Consider the following 16236-nt stretch of genomic DNA (forward strand, 5'->3'; position numbering starts at 1 on the left):
GGGGTTTATCCCCGCCGGTACACGACGTCCGTATCGACGACAGAAGATGGATTCAAAAACCATCGGGCGGCTCCGAGACCAGCTTGCCTCCCGCGCTGACCGGGAAGGGTTTTGGCAAAGGAGGCCTGCCTCCCCTTGCCCGTCACCCCAGGCTCTCGGTCGGCAGCAGTTGCTTCAGCTGTTCGGTGGCGGCGCGCTGGAGCCGGGAGACGTGCATCTGGCTGATACCCAGCTTCTTGGCCACCTCCGACTGCGACAGCTCGTCGACGAAGCGCAGGATCAGAATGCGGCGTTCCCGCTCAGTCAGATGCTGCATGGCTCGCTCCAGGGCCTCCCGCATCTCGACCCGCGCGAGGTTTGCGTCTCTGGCCCCTACCGCCTCGCCGAGCTGGCGCCCACCCTCTTGGGATTCGCCCCCGATGGTGGCGTCGAAGGACGTGGGCGCCATGGCGCTTGACATCTCCATCGCCTCCAGCACTTCCTCCGGCTGCAGGCCCAACCGAGCGGCCACCTCGGCCACGGTGGGCTGCCGCCCCAGCTCCTGACGCAGCGCCTCATTGGCGCGCACCACTTGCTGGTAGGTCTCCTGCAAGCGACGGGGAAAGCGGATCGCCCAGCCCTTGTCCCGAAAATAGCGCTGGATCTCGCCCTTGATGTAGGGCGTGCCGAACGTGGTGAATTCGTTGCCGAGGTCGGGATCGAAGCGATCGATCGCCTTGATCAAACCCACGTAGCCGACCTGGAGGACGTCGTCCAACGGCTCACCGCGGTTGGCGAACTGCCGCGCTAGGAAATGAACCAACCCATCGTAGCCGGGCACCAGCCGGGACCGAATCCGTTCACGCTCTGCTTCGGAGGTCGCCTGGCTGTACTCACGGTGCAGCTGCCGCAGCTCCTCGCGCGCCTGGCTCGGAGTCGAGCTCAACTGATCAGGTACTTGACCATCCGGTAATGAGCTTCGCGCCGGCCTTGGTTGACATGCTCGCGAAAGTCGTCGACAAAGACTCTGATCATTGCCTTGGCGAGCAGTCTCTGGTCGGCTGCCGCGTCAGTGGCAGCAACCAGCTCCTCTCGCTCCCGGGCGTCGCTGGGCGGTAGCGCCAGGGCCCGGGGCGAATCCGGCGGCAGCACGTCGACGTCCACGCGGATGCCGATCTCAGTGGTCATGAAGCTGAGCTGCAGAGTCGCGCCCTCGCCCCAGAAGTCCTGCGCGTCGGAGATGGAGTTGGCGCACGCCTGGGCGACAGCTATGTTGAGCTCATCGATCTCGTCCAGGCTGAAGCCCAGCTGTCCGCCCAGGGAGCTGGCCACCCGCTTGGCCAGCCCTATGAACTCATCTCGAGCCGGGATCTTCAGCTCAACTGGCGTTCCCGGCAGCAGCTCAGGCATCGCTGACGGTTCCCTGGATGTCCCCGCCCAGCTCCCGCTGACCAGCAGTTTCGGTCGAACCCTTGGCGGTAGCCGCCGCCTGCTCCAGCTCTTGCCGCCGGCGACGAGCAGCCGCCACGCCGTCGGCGATCGCCCGCCGGACAGGACTCTCGGGATCAACCGCTGCCTCCCGAGCGGTCCCACTCAGCTCGATGGTGCGCTGGCGCAGCTCAGTCACCTGCTCCCGAGCGGGACCTGTGGCCAGGTAGATGGCCCCACCTGCCCCGACCACGAGGCCGAGGAGGAAGCCGAAGCTGAAACCACCGCCGGAATTGCTTTCACTCATGTCTTTCTCCTTGTTCCAACTGTTCAGCCGAACTCTGGTGAGTTGCGCGGACGAGGCTGTCGGTGCCAACGCGCAGGCCGTGCAGCATGGCTGCCGCGCCGCGGGCCGAGCGAGCAGTCACCTGACCCACCTCGCCGCCCATCCTGTCGGCCTGCGTCCCGGCCACATGGAGGGCCACGTTGACGCCGCCGGTGATGGCACTCACATTGCCGAGGCTGGCCCGCACCTCTGGCACGACCTCCTGGAGAGCCTGGTCCGCGCTGATCAGCGTCAACTCAAGCACCGCCAGCGTGCGGTTCAGCCGCAGCAGCACGAGCACGAGCGCCAGCGCCACGAGTAGGGCCGCGACGCCAAGCGCAATCCATAAGAATCCCTGTGCCATATGTTCCTTTGCTTCGCCCCGGCCAAACAACCGGCGCGATTCAGATCTTAGGCTTTGGCCCTCCGGCCAGGCCGGCAGGGAGGCGCAAGGGCAGCCGTCCTCCCAGTGGCTGCAGCGCGGCGGCGAAGAGCAGACCGGGCACGAGGTCCAGCTCGCCCAGGTGGAGAGAGGGGAGCTCCAGCCAGGACCAGCCCTGGCCGAGAAGCACGCCCACCGCCGTCAGCAGCAGCACCTGGATGAAGACCCGCCGGGCATAGGGCCAGAGGCTGTAGAAGAGCCCGGTCAGCAGCAGTGTGAAGAGCAGACCGGTGATGACAACCGGCGGCACAGCCATCAAGGAAGGCATCCCGCCGGAGCAAGAGCGGTGGATTGTCCTGAGTTACTCAGGTGGGTCCCCTGCCGGGTGCTTTCCACTTCCCGTCTCAGCGGGCTTGTGGTCCACACCCGTGACTCCGGGGTCCCTATGTGATCTGTATTGGGCAACGCGCACGTATGCCCTCGCTCCGACCGGGACTTTTTTGATACTACCGGCCGCTCTGGCGGCTTGTTCCGGGGGGCGGCGCGAACCTGAGACCGAGCTCCTCCATGAGCTCAGGATCCGGCGCGCTGGGCGCCTCCATCATGAGATCAGTCATCGACTGCGTCTTGGGAAAGGCGATCACGTCCCGAATGTTCTCAGTGCCCGCCAGCATCATCACCACCCGGTCCACGCCCCAGGCGATGCCGCCGTGCGGTGGGACACCGTAGTTGAAGGCCTCCAGCAGGTAGCCGAAGCGCTCGCGGATGGTGGATTCCGGCATGCCGAGCAGCTTGAAGACGCGCTCCTGCATGGCGGGATCGTAGATTCGCAGGCTCCCGCCACCCAGCTCGTAACCGTTGCAGACGATGTCGTAAGCGTGGGCGCGAACATCGTAGGGGCGCTCCTCCACAAACTCCAGGTCCTCCGCCACGGGCCGCACAAAGGGGTGGTGGGCGTATGTGAGCCGGCCCTCGTCGTCCTCGTCGAAGAGGTAGGTGGGGTTGATCCAGAGGAAGCGCCACTCGTCGCGGCGGATCAGATCCCGGCGCCGGGCGACTTCCGAGCGGACCAGGCCCATGACCGTTTCGGCTCGCCGGCGGCGATCGGCGGCGATCAACACCAGGTCGCCTTCGGCCGCGCCTGTCGCCTGTTGGATGCCGGCGATCTCGGCCGCTGTGAGGAACTTATCGAGCGGCCCGCCGGGCAGCCACGCCAGGCCCTGGCCACCGGCCCCCCTGGCAATGACCGCCAGCTCGTCCAGTTCCCGCCGGCTCAGGTCACTGCCGCCAGGCACTGCCAGGCCGCGCACGACACCGCCGGTATCCAGCGCATTCCGGAAGACCTTGGCCTCCGTCTCGACCAGCACCGGCCCGAGCTCCGCGATCTCCAGTTCATAACGCAGATCAGGCTTGTCGGTGCCGTAGCGCAGGAGGGCGTCGCGGATGTTGAGCCGCGGAAAGGGCAGCGGCAGCTCCACGCCTATCGTCTCCCGCCAGAGCCGGACGAAGAGGCCCTCGACCAGGCTGAACACGTCCTCCTCGTCGCCGAAGCTCATCTCGATGTCGAGCTGTGTGAATTCAGGTTGGCGGTCTGCCCGCAGGTTCTCGTCCCGGAAGCAGCGGGCTATCTGGTAGTAGCGCTGGACGCCGGCGACCATGAGCAGCTGCTTTTGCACCTGCGGCGCCTGGGGCAGGGCATAGACCTGGCCCCGGTGGAGCCGGCTGGGGACGAGGAAGTCACGAGCGCCCGAGGGCGACGTCTTGCTCAGAATCGGCGTCTCCACCTCGATGAACTCGTTCTCGTCCATGTGGGTGTGGATGATCTTGTTGACACGATGCCGCAGCTCCAAGATCCTCAGCATCTCGGGCCTGCGCAGATCCAGATACCTGTAGCTGAGGCGCGTTTTCTCGTCGGTGTCGGCGGAGGTGGCGTCCTCGAGCTGGAATGGCGGGGTCAGGCTTTCACTCAGCACCTGGAGGCGCTCGGCGGCCACCTCCACCTCCCCTGTGGCAAGCTGCGGGTTGCGCATCCCTTCCGGCCGAAGTCGCACCTCGCCAGTGACCTTGATGACGAATTCCGCCCGCAGCGCGGCTGCGGCGGCGTGCGCGGCGGGCGCCAGCTCGGGGTTGAAAACCACCTGCACGGTGCCCCAGCGGTCACGCAGGTCCACGAACGTCAGACCACCATGGTCGCGGCGTCGACCCACCCAGCCGTAGAGCTCGACCGAGCGGCCGCTGTCACCGGCGCGCAGCGCACCACAGTGCGGAGCGCCGAACCCGCTCACGAAGAAAGGCTGCCGGCCATCACCACCGCCAGCTGATCCCAGGGCACCTCGCGCTGGTCGCCGCTGCGCATGTCGCGCAGCTGCACTGCCTGGCGCTGAGCTTCGTCGGCGGCCATGATCGCCACCCAGCGGCTGCCCGCGCGACCGGCAGCGCGCATCTTGGCACTGAGGCTGCGGCGGCTGAAGTCAACCACTGCGGGGATCTCAGCGCGGCAGAGCCGGCCGACGCGGGCGGCCTCGGCTTCCAGCCCCGGCTCCGCCGGCAGCACCCAGACCTGTGCCGGCTTTACCGGCTCGCTCAACGGCGACGCCAGCACCACGCGATCGATGCCGCCGGCAAAACCGACGGCGGGCGTATCCGGATAGCCCAAGGCCGCTGCGAGGCCGTCATAGCGGCCGCCGCCGCCCAGGGCGTTCTGGGCTCCGCCGAGCGCTGCGTGCTCGAACTCGAACACCGTCCGTGTGTAGTAGTCGAGGCCACGGACCAAATGGGCGTCCAACCGGTACTCGATCGCCGCCCCGTCCAGCAGCGAGCGGACCTCGGCAAAGGCCTCGGCACAGGGCTGACAGAGATGATCAGTGATCCGCGGCGCCGCGGCCTTGAAGGGCTGGCACTGCTCCTCCTTGCAGTCCAACAGCCGAAGCGGATTCTCCTCCAGCCGGCGCTGGCAGTCGGGATGCAGCCGGGTCTTGAGCGGTCGGTAGTACTCCTTCAGCCTCTGCAGGTAGGGCGGGCGGCAGCGGCCGTCACCGATGCTGTTGAGGACCAAGCTCACCCCTGCCAAGCCGAGGCTGCTCAACCATTGGCGGCTGACCTCGATCACCTCGGCGTCGTAGGCCGGGGAGGGGTCGCCGATCACCTCCAGGTCGAATTGGTAGAACTGGCGGTAACGGCCAGCCTGCGGGCGATCGTGCCGGAACATGGGTCCACTGGTCGTCAGGCGGACAGGTTGCGACAGCTGATTCAGGCCGCCCTGGAAGTAGGCCCGCACCACTCCGGCTGTGGCTTCCGGACGCAGCGCCAGGTGACCCTCCCGCTCCCCCGACGCATCACCGTGGCTCTGAATCCTGTAGATCTCCTTGCGCACCACGTCCGTATCGCCGCCCACCCGCTCGATGAGCGCCACCGGCTCGATGATGGGAACCTCGATCTCCTGGTAACCGTAGCTGCGTGCCGCCGCCTCGCCGGCCATCTCCACCCCCCGCCAGAGTGCCACCTGCTCCGGCAGGATGTCACGCATGCCCCGGGCGGCGCGGATCGGCTGGCTTCGGCTCACGGCCCCCAAGTCTAAGTAGCTGTGCCCGGGCGATCCTGGTCGACTAGAGAAAGGGGTTGTAGCGGCGCTCCTGGCCGATCGTCGTGACCGGACCGTGCCCGCTGAAGACCAGGAAATCGTCGGGCTGGGAGAGGAGCTCGCGCCTGATCCCTGCCAGCAGCGCCTCGCCATCGGAGTTGCTGAAGTCGGAGCGACCGATGGACCCGGCGAAGAGGGCATCCCCTGTGAAGAGCGCGTTGCCGATCCGCAGCGTGACGCCGCCCGGGCTGTGGCCTGGGGTGTGGAGCACGTCGAATACGAGTGAGCCCACCGCGTATGGCGTGCCGGGAATGAGCTCTCTTATGTTCTCCAACGTACCCAGGCCGAGGTCCCAGTTGCGCCGGAGCGGCACGCCATCGGTGAGCGTGGCCAGCTCGGTGCCGTGGACCGCGATCGGAACTTCACCGAAGGCCTCCCGATAGCGCGGCAGGCCTGCGATGTGATCGCCGTCCGTGTGGGTGAGCAAAATCCCGCGCACATTCGCTCCGTTGTTCTGGACCAGCTCCACCATCAACTCCGGCTCCAGGTTGGCGTCGATCACAGCGGCATCGCGCGTCGCCTCGTCCAGAACCAGGTAGGAATTGGTGGCGAAACTCCCGTCCGCCGTCGACAGCACCTTGAAGTTTGGCGACTTGTCCAACTCCGCCTCTCAGGTTGCCTCTCGAGCCACCGTATGGACGTCGCGGACCGACTCGAGCCGCTCCATCAGCCGCGAAAGCTGAGCCAAGGAGTCGATCTCCACAGTGGTGGAGACCACAGCCGTCTTGTCGTCGTAGACGTGCACAGCTGCCGCTGACATGTTGACCCGCTGCTCGGCCACGACTGTGGCGATGTCACGCAGCAGCCCTGTCCTGTCAAAGGCCTCGATCTTGATCCCCACCGGGTAGATGCTGGTCGCCTCGACGTCCCAGTCGACTGGCACGACACGCTCAGGGTCCTGCGCATTGACTGCGTTGACGCAGTCCCGGCGATGGACTGTGACGCCTCTGCCTCGGGTGGTGAAGCCGACGATGGCGTCGCCCGGCACCGGCTGACAGCAGGGCGCCATGCGGCTCAGGATGTCCTTCTCGCCCCGCACCAGAACTCTCGGGGTCGGCACGGTCTGGGGGATGAGCGGGATGGCGGTCAGCTCGTCGCCATCGGTGCCCCTCGTCAGCGCCATGCGCATCACCACCGCGTGCGGCGAGACATCGCCATAGCCGATCGCGGCCAGGAAATCGTCAGCGCTCGAGTACTTGTAGTGCTGCGCCATCTCCTCCAGCTTTCCGTCCGGCAGCTGAACCAGAGGGATGCGGTGCATGCGGTGGAGCTCCTTCTCCAGGAGATCGCGGCCCTTGGCCACGTTCTCCTCCCGCCGCTGGGACTTGAACCAGCGCCGGATCCGATCCCGGGCGGAGGCGCTCTTCACGAAGTTCAGCCAATCGCGGCTGGGGCCGTGCGGCGCCTTGGCGGTCAGGATCTCCACTATCTCGCCGTTCTTGAGCTCGTAGTCCAGCGGCACCATGCGGCCGTTGACCTTGCCCCCCACGCAGCGGTGGCCGACCTCAGTGTGAATGCGGTAGGCGAAGTCGACAGGCGTCGAGCCTGCCGGAAGGTTGAGTACGTCGCCCTTGGGCGAGAAGACGAAGACCTCGTCCTGAAAGAGATCGATCTTGACGGCGTCGACGAAGGACTCGGCGTCCACCACTTCCTTCTGCCATTCCATCAGCACTCGCAGCCAGCCCAATTTGGCATCGAGCCGGGGATCCGCGCCCCTCTCCTTGTAGGCCCAATGTGCTGCGACCCCGTAGTCGGCGATCTGATGCATCTCGTGGGTGCGGATCTGGATCTCGATCGGCTCGCCGCCATGAGAGATCACACTGGTGTGCAGGGACTGGTAGCCGTTTGACTTCGGCATCGCTATGTAGTCCTTGAACCGGCCCGGCAGCGGCTTCCAGAGCGAGTGCACAACGCCCAGCACGCCGTAGCAGTCCTTGACCGAATCAACTTGAACCCGCAGCGCCAGCAAGTCATAGATCTGGCTGAAGTCCTTGACGTCCCTCGTCATCTTCTGCCAGATGGAGTAGATGTGCTTCGGCCGGCCCGAGAGCGTGGCGGTGATGCCGATCTTGGCCAGCTCTCCCTCCAGTATCTCGGCTAGATCGGCCACCAGCTGCTCGCGGTCCTGGCGCTTGCTGTTGAGCTGGCCGACGACAGCCTGGAACGACTCCGGCTCGAGGGTTCGGAAGGCGAGATCCTCCAGCTCCCACTTGATATGGCCGATGCCAAGTCGGTGGGCCAGCGGAGCGTAGATGTCGAGTGTCTCCCGGGCGATCCGCCGGCGCTTGACTTCCGGCAGTGAATCCAGAGTCCGCATATTGTGCAGCCGATCGGCCAGCTTGATGAGCACCACGCGGATGTCCTCCGCCATGGCGATCAGCATCTTGCGCAGGTTCTCGGCATGGCGCTGCTGGTCGGAGCGAAAAGAGATCCGAGAGAGCTTCGTCACTCCCCCGACCAGCTGGGCGACATCAGGACCGAACTCCCGGCCGACCTCCTCCAGCCCCAAATGCGTGTCCTCGACAGTGTCGTGGAGGAGGGCTGCCGCGAGGGTGGTGGCGTCGAGCTTCAGGTCCGCCAGGATGGCGGCCACTTGGACCGGATGCTCGACGTAGTCTTCGCCCGAGAGCCGGTGCTGGCCGGCATGGGCGTCCACGGCACGCTCGTAAGCCCGCTCGACCACCTCCCGGTCGGCGGGCGGTAGGTGCTCGGTCAGGCGCAGCAGCTCCGAGATGCTCACGGTAGTTGGTTCATACCAAACGGCCGCAAACTTTCCTCGCGAGTTTGAGTGTCACGCGAGGAAAACGCCATGGGAAGCGCTAGCGCGTGGTGGAGGAGCGGCCGGGCCGTCGCGGCTGCCAGCGCCCGCGCCGGGCGTTATGGCCGGTGGGCCGCTGGATGCGATTCTCGCTCACGGCCGGCTCCGGTCGCCCTTCGTGGTAGCGCCAGCCGCCCTCGTCCAGCAGATGATCGACATCCAGCACCGGCAGCTTGGGCGCGCCCAGATGCTGCAGCTTCCGCCAGCGGGGATGGTCCTCGGGCGAGAGGAACGTGACCGCCCAGCCCTTCTCGCCCATCCGAGCAGTGCGCCCGATGCGGTGGGTCAGCCACTGCGGCGTGTCAGGCAGCTCGAAGTTGACAACCAGCGTCACAGCGCTCACATCCAGGCCCCGCGCGGCGACGTTGGTCGCAACGAGCACAGGCGTGCGCTTGTCGCGGAACGCGGCCATTGCCCTGTCGCGAGCGTTCTGGGACAGGTTGCCCTGCAGCTCCGCGCAGTCGATGCCCATGCGGCGCAGGTCGCGGGCCAGGTCGTGGACGCCGTGCTTGGTGCGCCCGAAGACTATGGCAGTTCCCTGCAGCTGCTGCAGGAGCTGGCCCAGCACTCGCAACCGGTTGGCCCGTTCCACCTGGACCAAGCCGTGCTCCAGGGTGTTGTCCTCAGCTGTGGCCGCCACCTTGACCCTGACCGGGTCCTGGAGGTGCTTTGAGATCAGCCTCTCCACCCACTCAGGCATCGTGGCGGAGGCGAGGACCGTCTGCGGGTTGTAGGTCATGCCGATGATCCGCTCGACATCTGGCGCGAAGCCCGCGTCCAGCATCTCATCCGCCTCGTCCAGCACCAGGTACTCGACCCGGCTCAAGCTGAGGAGCTTCTTGCCGATCATGTCCAGGAGTCGTCCAGGCGTGCCGATGACCACATCCACGCCCTTCTTCAAGGCGTTGGTCTGGGTCGCGTAGCCGACGCCTCCGTACAGCGTGGCCAGCCTGACTCCATGGTCAAGCGTTTCCAGCACTTCGGCGATCTGGAGCGCCAGCTCTCGGGTGGGTGACACGATGAGCGCCCGCGGACCTGTCCGCTGAGCGCCGATGCCCTCCACCAGCGGGAGCAGGTAGGCGAGCGTTTTGCCCGACCCGGTGGGCGCTTCGATGACGCAGTCCTCGCCGCGCAGGATGGCGGGCAAGGCCTCGACTTGGACGGGGACGGGAATCTCGATTTCCTGAGCGCTGAGCGCTGTCAGGGTGCGGGTCGATAGACCCGCTTCGGCGAATGTCTGCAAAACGTGCTCCTGGGGTTGTCCCTCTCTCTTTGGGGGGTTCTTTGGCGAGACCAGGACTACCGTTCAGCGACGGGGAGAGAGGACCCAGAATGCGCGCTACGACCACCGTGTGATCGAACTGATTTCAAGCTTACCCGATTTCCGCTGTTCCGAATCCGCGCGGGGTCAATAGGAACGGGCGAAGTTGATCTGATACCTGCCGGGGCGGCCGCAGACCAGGCATTCACCTTCGGCCTTGCGGTCCGGGTCATAGTTGCTGCTCTTCACACCTCCCGTGGCCTCCCTGACCTTCGCCTCGCAGTCTGCTTCCCCGCACCACGGCGCACTGACGTAGCCCGCCCGGGTCCTGAAATGCTCGACCAGCTCAGCCAGGCTTTTCACCACCGCAGTGTTCGCCTGCCGAAACTCCAGCGCCCGCTGGTAGAGCGCCGCCTGAAAGGCGCTAAGCTCCGCGGAGAGCTGCTCGCCCAGAGCGTTGACACCGAGCTGCCGCTTCTCTCGGGTCAGCCGGTCGACGACCCTCACCTCTCCCGCCGCCACCTCGCGCGACCCAACCTCCAGCCGTAGCGGCACGCCCTTCAGCTCCCATTGGTTGTATTTGGCGCCGGGCCTTTCATCGCTCCAGTCGACCTTGAGGCGGATGCCGGCGGCTCGAACCTCCGGCTCCCAGCCGGCGATGAAGTCAGCCACCTCACGGTGCGCCTCGTCGGTCCGGTAGATGGGGACCACGACAACCTGAACCGGCGCCAGCTTCGGCGGCAGGATGAGCCCGAAGTCGTCGCCGTGGGCCATTACCAGCCCTCCGATCAACCGGGTCGTGGCGCCCCAGGAAGTCGTGTAGCAGAACTCGCGCACATTCTCCCGGTTGGCGAAGGAGACGTCGTAGGCGCGGCTGAAGTTCTGCCCGAAGTAGTGCGAGGTCGCCGCCTGCAGCGTCAGACCGTCTCGCATCAGTGCTTCGATGCTCTTGGTGTGCACCGCGCCGGGAAACTTCTCGGTGGCCGTCTTCCAGCCGGCGAACACCGGCATGGCGCACCAGTCCTCCGCCAGGACGCGGTAGTACTCCAGGATGCGATCGACCTCTTCGATCGCTTCCGCGGCGTTGGCATGAAACGTGTGGCCCTCCTGCCAGAGGAACTCGGCGGTGCGCAGGAAGAGACGGGTGCGCAGCTCCCAGCGGACGACGTTGCACCACTGGTTGGTCAGCTTGGGCAGGTCCCGGTGGGATTGGACGTAGCGCCGCATGAGCGTGCCGATGATCGTCTCGCTGGTTGGCCTGATGGCCAGCCGCTGATCCAGCTTGCCGTGGCTGCCAGCCTCGGTCACCCACGCCACCTCCGGGGTGAAGCCCTCCACGTGCTCCGCTTCCTTCATGAAGAGCTCCTCGGGGATGAGCAGCGGAAAGTACCAGTTCTCGTGGCCGCTGGACTTGATCATGTCGTCGAAAGCGCGCTGGATGCCCTCCCAGAGCGCATAGCCGTAGGGCCGGATGACCATGCAGCCGCGGACTGGGGTGTAGTCGGCCAGCTCTGCCTTGCGGACGACATCCGTGTACCAGCGGTCGAAGTCGTCGGACATCCGGGTGAGCTCTTTAACGAAGGAGTCGTCGTAGGTTTCGGTCATGGTTGGTCCTGCCAGGTGAGTGAGAGAGCCGTGCCAACGGCACGGAGGGCCGGTTGAGGGAGCCGCTCAGCGCGGCTCGGTAGGGGCCGGGGCCTCCCGGCCGCCTCTGCTGGCGCTCCTCACTTCAATCATGGGAAGGTTCAATTATTCATGATGCCCACGCTTCTCCGGCCAACGCGCGCTGCACTCGCCCTGCGCGGCCTGGTCGGGCTGGCCGGGATTGCGCTGCTGGCGCTCGGCTTCGAGCAGGGTCTGGGCGGCCAGGCGGTGATCGGGCTGATCACAGTCGCGGCCGGCGCCTACGCCGTGATGGAGGTCGTGCGGACACCCTTCTCGATCGGGCTGGAAGGTGGCTTCATTCATCTGCGCGGCATCTTCAGCCGGCGCTGCCGGTTGAAGGAGCTGAAGCTGGTGGTCCTGCAGCCGAAGGGACGCCTGCTCCTGCCCACCTACCGCTTCCTGAAGGCTGACGACAAGCTTGCCTTCGAGACCGACGCCACGCTCTGGGACCGCGCCCAGCTCGAGCGCCTACTGGCCGGCGTGAAGCTCCAGGTCGTGCGCCGCCGCTAAGCGGGTAAGGGGCGGCGGGGTCTTCCGCCGTGCGACTGGCGCCTCATGAACCGGTTACGCCGGCTCGGGGATCGGTTCCAGCGCCGCGCGCTCAGCGGCCAGTGCGTCGATCTCAGCCAGCAGCACGGAGAGCAGCTCAGCCTGCGGCACCGTCTTCCAAAGCACTCCCTTTTTGAAGATGACGCCCTTGCCCCGGCCGCCGGTTACGCCGATGTCGGCGTGGCGGGCTTCCGCCGGCCCGTTCACCACGCAGCCCATGACCGCGACAGTGATGGGAACCTTGATCTTCGCCATGTGCGCCTCGACCGCCTTGACGGTGGGCACCATGTCGTACTCCAGCCGGCCGCAGGTCGGACAGGCGATGAGCGTGGCGCTCTGGGTACGAAAGCTGAGCGCCTTCAGCACCTCGTAGCCGACCCGGATCTCCTCGGTCGGATCGGCCGTGGCCAGCGAGACGCGGATGGTATCGCCTATGCCTTCGCTGAGCAGGATGCCGAGGCCGACCGCGCTGCGGATGCTGCCGGCCTCGACTGGTCCCGACTCGGTCACACCGAGGTGGATGGGATAGGGGCGCTTTTCGGCGAATAGCCGGTTGGCCATCACATTCGTCCAGACGTCAGTCGCCTTGAGAGAGACCTTGATGTGACCGGGGCCGTAGTCGAGCGCCTCCAGGATCTCGCAGTGGCCGAGGGCGACCTCCACCATGCGCTCAGCCGTCCTGACTCGATCGTCCCTGTCGATTGCGTGCGCCTCTCGCAGATTGCGGTGCACCTCCTCCGGCAAGGAGCCGGCGTTGACTCCGATCCGGAAGGGGATGTCCCGCTCCTTGGCTGCCAGCACAACCTTCCGGACCTTGTCTGGGTCGACTATGTTGCCCGGGTTGAGACGCAGTCCATGCACACCAGCGGCGATCGCCATCAGGGCCAATTCGTGGTTGTAGTGAATGTCGGCGATGATGGGCAGCGACGAGCGGGGCACTATCTCACGCAGCGCTTCGGCGGCGTGATGGTCGATAACCGCCGGCCGGACGATCTCGCAGCCGGCCTCCTTGAGCTGGGCGATCTGGTTCAGAGTCGCCCGCACATCCCGGGTGTCGGTCTTGGTCATCGTCTGGACAGCTATGGGCGCTGCGCCACCGACCACAACGTCACCCACCCGGACGGGGATCGACCGCCGCCTGGTTGCCAGCCCCTGCTGAGCGGCGAGAGTCATCGAATCGTCAGCTGGCCCAGCAGCAACCTCTGCAGGTCCAGGTAGACGACCACCAAACCGAGGGCTAGCAGCGCGAGCAGGCCCGCCCTCTGCACCGCCGCCTCCCGGGCCCGATCGAATGGCTTGCGCCGGAGCGCCTCGGCGATCGCCACTGTCATGTGGCCGCCGTCCAAGGCTGGCAGCGGCAGCAGGTTGGCGATGCCCAGCGCCACTGAGAAGTAGGCCGCGACCGCCAGGTAGTTGAGCAGCGACTGATTGGCCGCCTGGTAGGTGATGGCGCCGATGCCCACGGCTCCCGTGACGCCGTTGGGGCCGGAGACGCCACCGGCGATCTGGCCATTGAACAGCTCGGCGAAGTGCTGGAACGTGAGAGCCACTATGCGCACCGGAAAGCTGACCCCGGCTCCCACCGCGTCGGTGACCGAGACCACAGGTCGCGGCGAAACACCTATCAACCAGCGGCCGCGCTGGCTGTCGTAGGCAGGCTGAACAGTGAGCGAGGCGCGGGTGCCGTTCTGACGCACGACATCGAGGGTCAGTGGCTGGCCCGGCCGATCGTTCTCGATCCTGAGCAGGTCGTCGCTGCGCTGGAGCGGCTGGCCGTCGGCAGCGCGGATCCTGTCGCCCGGTTGCAAACCCGCCTGCTGGGCGGCGCCGGCAACAGTGACTGCATCGACCAAGCCGGGATCACTGTTGATCTGCGTCAGGTAGATCCCCGTCATCAGGGCGGCGGCGACCAGGAAGTTGACCACCGCCCCGGCGACCAGGATGAGGAGCTTCTTCCAAACCGGGACGCTGTAGAAACCCCGCGGGTCTTCGTATTCCCCCGACTGCATTCCCGCCAGGCGAACGTAGCCGCCGATGGGCAGAGCGCGGAGGGCGTACAGCGTCTCGCCCCGCCGGAACGAGAAAAGCTGGGGTCCCATCCCGACGGAATACTCGTGGATCCTCACGTTGACCAGCTTGGCGAGGCTGAAGTGACCGAGCTCGTGCGGGATGACCAGGATCAGGAAGACGCCGACGATGGCGACCACGCCAATCAAGAGCGAAACTGCGCTCACCGGCCAGCCCTCAACATCTGGGTCATGTGCTCACCTTAACGAGCCGCTCTCGGAAGTGATTCCGCGCGAACGTGTCAGCCGCCAGGACGGCCGCCAGGTCCTCCCCACCACCACCCGGCCAGGCGGCCAGGGCCGACTCCACGGCAGCCAGGATGCCCGTGAACGCGATGCGGCCGGCGAGAAACGCTGCCACCGCCTCCTCGTTGCTCGCGTTGAGGACTGCAGGATAACCGCGGGCGCGGCGTGCCGCCTCTCGGCAGAGCTCGACAGCTGGGAAGCGCTGGCTGTCCAGGGCTTCGAACGCCAGACTCTCGAGGCTGTCCAGCCGGGTCGGCTCGACCACGCCCGGCAGCCGCTCTGGGTAGGCGAGGGCAAGGCCGATCGGCAGCCGCATGTCAGGATTTCCCAGCTGCGCCTTGAGGGAACCGTCCACGAACTCGACCAGCGAATGCACGACGCTCTGCGGGTGGATGACCACGTCTATCCCTGCCAGACCCACCTGAAATAGGTGATGGGCCTCGATCAACTCCAGCCCCTTGTTCATCAGCGTGGCGGAGTCGACGGTCACCTTGGGTCCCATCGACCAGCGCGGGTGCTTCAACGCCTCTGCCACAGTTACCTGCTCGAGCTCGAGCTCGGGCCGGCTCCAGAACGGGCCTCCGCTGGCGGTGAGCAGCAGGCGGGAGACGCTGGCGGGGCTCTCACCCCAGAGGCACTGCCAGAGCGCTGAGTGTTCGGAATCCACCGGGCGCAGCTGATCCGGCCGTCCCACGGCCGCCATGACCGCCTGACCAGCCATCACCAGGACCTCCTTGCTCGCGATCGCGACTGTCTTGCCGGCCGCCAGGGCGGCCAGGGTGGGCCTCAGTGAAACGGCGCCCGGGATCGCCACCAGCACTATGTCGCAGCGAGAATCGGTCACCAGCGCTTCGAGGCGGGCGTCGAAATCAGGCTCGCCGCCCGCAATGATGACCTCCGCCGGCCGCGGCGCCGGCCGCCGGCCGCACACGAGGCCCAGCAGCTGGAAACGGTCGGGATAGCGGTCGATAACCTGAAGGGCCTGGCTGCCGACGGAGCCGGTCGCGCCCAGGATGGCTATGCGCTGCACCCGCCCGGTCACAGCAGCCCCTGCGCCTGCAGGTAGAGGTAGACCACAATCGGGGGGAAGAAGATCGAATCCAATCGGTCGAGCAAGCCGCCATGCCCGGGAATCAGCTGCGAGGAGTCCTTGACCCCTGCCAGCCGCTTGAGCTGCGACTCGACCAGATCGCCGAACTCGGCGCTCAGCCCGACCAGCAGGCCGAGCGCGATGCCGTGCCAGGGGCCGATGTGCAGCAGTAGCGCCCCAGCCAGGCCCATGACGGGGGCGCAGAAGACGACTCCCGCGATGGCACCCTCCCAGGTCTTCTTGGGACTGATCGCAGGGAAGAAAGGATGTCGGCCGAGGGCTCGGCCGATCAGGTAGGCGGCGCTGTCGCTGACGACCACCGTCGAGATGACGGCCACCAGCCAGAGCTGGCCGACGAATCCCGCGTGCGCCTCATAGAGCTGCAGGTAGTAGTTGAAGGGTAGGCCCACGTAGAGGGCGCCCGCCAAGGCGAACGCCCAGCGGCCGAGGCCGTCCCGGCGCGGTGGCAGGAAGAGCAGAGCTGTCAGGCCCGCGACCAGGGCGCCCGCCAGCACCGCAAGCACCGGCACCGGCTTCAGGACGGTCCCGCTCAGAGCGAAGTAGGCCGCCAGCGGGTAGAGCAGCCAGAGCGGCGCCTGGTGTCCGATCAGGCCGGAGAGGCGGCGGAACTCCCAGATCGAGATACCGCCCAGCACCGCCGCCAACAGCCAGAGGCCCGGCCTCCCGACGGCCACCAGCACCACCACGATCGCCAAAATGAGGAGGCCGCTCAAGGTTCGAATCAGAAGCTGGCTGCGCGGGCGCCGGCTCGCCCCCGATCCGCCCG

Annotated in this window: 16 protein-coding genes and 1 other RNA gene; 1 reads left to right on the forward strand and 16 read right to left on the reverse strand. The window is 66.5% G+C overall.

Translation table 11 applies throughout. The annotated features are described in order from the left end of the window. Positions 1-142: 142 nt before the first annotated feature. The 12 genes from ACR2MZ_RS07095 to proS form a co-directional block, all read right to left on the reverse strand. The gene (locus tag ACR2MZ_RS07095) at positions 143-925 is read right to left on the reverse strand and encodes a SigB/SigF/SigG family RNA polymerase sigma factor (RefSeq protein WP_434004362.1); all 783 of its coding nucleotides are present in this window, start codon (positions 923-925) and stop codon (positions 143-145) included. Further along, positions 922-1389: an ATP-binding protein gene (locus ACR2MZ_RS07100; RefSeq protein WP_338179725.1), complete on the reverse strand. Its 468-nt coding sequence runs from the start codon at positions 1387-1389 to the stop codon at positions 922-924. The genes ACR2MZ_RS07095 and ACR2MZ_RS07100 overlap by 4 nt, the downstream gene beginning before the upstream one ends. Continuing rightward, a complete protein-coding gene (locus ACR2MZ_RS07105; RefSeq protein WP_434004363.1) occupies positions 1382-1714 on the reverse strand; it encodes a hypothetical protein in 333 nt (110 codons plus the stop codon). The genes ACR2MZ_RS07100 and ACR2MZ_RS07105 overlap by 8 nt, the downstream gene beginning before the upstream one ends. Continuing rightward, on the reverse strand, positions 1707-2096 hold the full coding sequence (locus ACR2MZ_RS07110) for a hypothetical protein (RefSeq protein WP_434004364.1): 390 nt from the start codon (positions 2094-2096) through the stop codon (positions 1707-1709). The genes ACR2MZ_RS07105 and ACR2MZ_RS07110 overlap by 8 nt, the downstream gene beginning before the upstream one ends. A 40-nt stretch (positions 2097-2136) precedes the next feature. Continuing rightward, the gene (locus tag ACR2MZ_RS07115) at positions 2137-2430 is read right to left on the reverse strand and encodes a hypothetical protein (protein ID WP_434004365.1); all 294 of its coding nucleotides are present in this window, start codon (positions 2428-2430) and stop codon (positions 2137-2139) included. A 35-nt stretch (positions 2431-2465) separates the two neighbouring features. After that, positions 2466-2579, reverse strand: a non-coding RNA gene (ssrS, locus tag ACR2MZ_RS07120) — 6S RNA. Positions 2580-2620: 41 nt separating this feature from the next. Next, on the reverse strand, positions 2621-4399 hold the full coding sequence (gene aspS, locus ACR2MZ_RS07125) for an aspartate--tRNA ligase (RefSeq protein ID WP_434004366.1): 1779 nt from the start codon (positions 4397-4399) through the stop codon (positions 2621-2623). Next, positions 4396-5676: a histidine--tRNA ligase gene (gene hisS / locus ACR2MZ_RS07130; RefSeq protein ID WP_434004367.1), complete on the reverse strand. Its 1281-nt coding sequence runs from the start codon at positions 5674-5676 to the stop codon at positions 4396-4398. The genes aspS and hisS overlap by 4 nt, the downstream gene beginning before the upstream one ends. Before the next feature lie 43 nt (positions 5677-5719). Further along, positions 5720-6355 (reverse strand): MBL fold metallo-hydrolase, encoded by a 636-nt coding sequence (locus ACR2MZ_RS07135; protein ID WP_434004368.1) that lies wholly within the window; start codon positions 6353-6355, stop codon positions 5720-5722. Positions 6356-6364: 9 nt separating this feature from the next. Further along, positions 6365-8494: a RelA/SpoT family protein gene (locus ACR2MZ_RS07140; RefSeq protein ID WP_434004369.1), complete on the reverse strand. Its 2130-nt coding sequence runs from the start codon at positions 8492-8494 to the stop codon at positions 6365-6367. A 79-nt stretch (positions 8495-8573) separates the two neighbouring features. Then, positions 8574-9815: a DEAD/DEAH box helicase gene (locus ACR2MZ_RS07145; protein WP_434004370.1), complete on the reverse strand. Its 1242-nt coding sequence runs from the start codon at positions 9813-9815 to the stop codon at positions 8574-8576. 165 nt (positions 9816-9980) lie between these two features. After that, positions 9981-11438: a proline--tRNA ligase gene (gene proS, locus ACR2MZ_RS07150; RefSeq protein ID WP_434004371.1), complete on the reverse strand. Its 1458-nt coding sequence runs from the start codon at positions 11436-11438 to the stop codon at positions 9981-9983. A gap of 150 nt (positions 11439-11588) precedes the next feature. Here proS and ACR2MZ_RS07155 point away from each other — a divergent pair, with 150 nt between their 5' ends. Further along, a complete protein-coding gene (locus ACR2MZ_RS07155; RefSeq protein ID WP_434004372.1) occupies positions 11589-12008 on the forward strand; it encodes a hypothetical protein in 420 nt (139 codons plus the stop codon). A 54-nt stretch (positions 12009-12062) separates the two neighbouring features. Here ACR2MZ_RS07155 and ispG read toward each other — a convergent pair whose 3' ends face one another. The 4 genes from ispG to ACR2MZ_RS07175 are packed head-to-tail and all read right to left on the reverse strand — an operon-like array spanning position 12063 to position 16183. Beyond that, positions 12063-13220 (reverse strand): flavodoxin-dependent (E)-4-hydroxy-3-methylbut-2-enyl-diphosphate synthase, encoded by a 1158-nt coding sequence (gene ispG / locus ACR2MZ_RS07160; protein WP_434004373.1) that lies wholly within the window; start codon positions 13218-13220, stop codon positions 12063-12065. Then, positions 13217-14281, reverse strand: coding sequence for a M50 family metallopeptidase (locus tag ACR2MZ_RS07165; protein ID WP_434004374.1), 1065 nt, complete (start codon positions 14279-14281; stop codon positions 13217-13219). Before ACR2MZ_RS07165 ends, ispG begins: the two co-directional genes overlap by 4 nt. 22 nt (positions 14282-14303) lie before the next feature. After that, positions 14304-15401: a 1-deoxy-D-xylulose-5-phosphate reductoisomerase gene (gene dxr, locus ACR2MZ_RS07170; protein WP_434004375.1), complete on the reverse strand. Its 1098-nt coding sequence runs from the start codon at positions 15399-15401 to the stop codon at positions 14304-14306. Continuing rightward, a complete protein-coding gene (locus ACR2MZ_RS07175; protein WP_434004376.1) occupies positions 15398-16183 on the reverse strand; it encodes a phosphatidate cytidylyltransferase in 786 nt (261 codons plus the stop codon). The genes dxr and ACR2MZ_RS07175 overlap by 4 nt, the downstream gene beginning before the upstream one ends. Positions 16184-16236: the final 53 nt, after the last annotated feature.

The organism is Candidatus Dormiibacter sp., from assembly GCF_050999135.1.
Taxonomy (GTDB): Bacteria; Chloroflexota; Dormibacteria; order Dormibacterales; family Dormibacteraceae; genus Dormiibacter; species Dormiibacter spiritus.

Coding starts and splice junctions, on each gene's coding strand:
- ACR2MZ_RS07115 (WP_434004365.1), bottom strand. CDS start 2,430: ATGGCTGTGCCGCCGGTTGTCATCACCGGTCTGCTCTTCACACTGCTG.
- proS (WP_434004371.1), bottom strand. CDS start 11,438: ATGACCGAAACCTACGACGACTCCTTCGTTAAAGAGCTCACCCGGATG.
- ispG (WP_434004373.1), bottom strand. CDS start 13,220: ATGACTCTCGCCGCTCAGCAGGGGCTGGCAACCAGGCGGCGGTCGATC.
- ACR2MZ_RS07155 (WP_434004372.1), top strand. CDS start 11,589: ATGATGCCCACGCTTCTCCGGCCAACGCGCGCTGCACTCGCCCTGCGC.
- ACR2MZ_RS07105 (WP_434004363.1), bottom strand. CDS start 1,714: ATGAGTGAAAGCAATTCCGGCGGTGGTTTCAGCTTCGGCTTCCTCCTC.
- ACR2MZ_RS07110 (WP_434004364.1), bottom strand. CDS start 2,096: ATGGCACAGGGATTCTTATGGATTGCGCTTGGCGTCGCGGCCCTACTC.
- ACR2MZ_RS07100 (WP_338179725.1), bottom strand. CDS start 1,389: ATGCCTGAGCTGCTGCCGGGAACGCCAGTTGAGCTGAAGATCCCGGCT.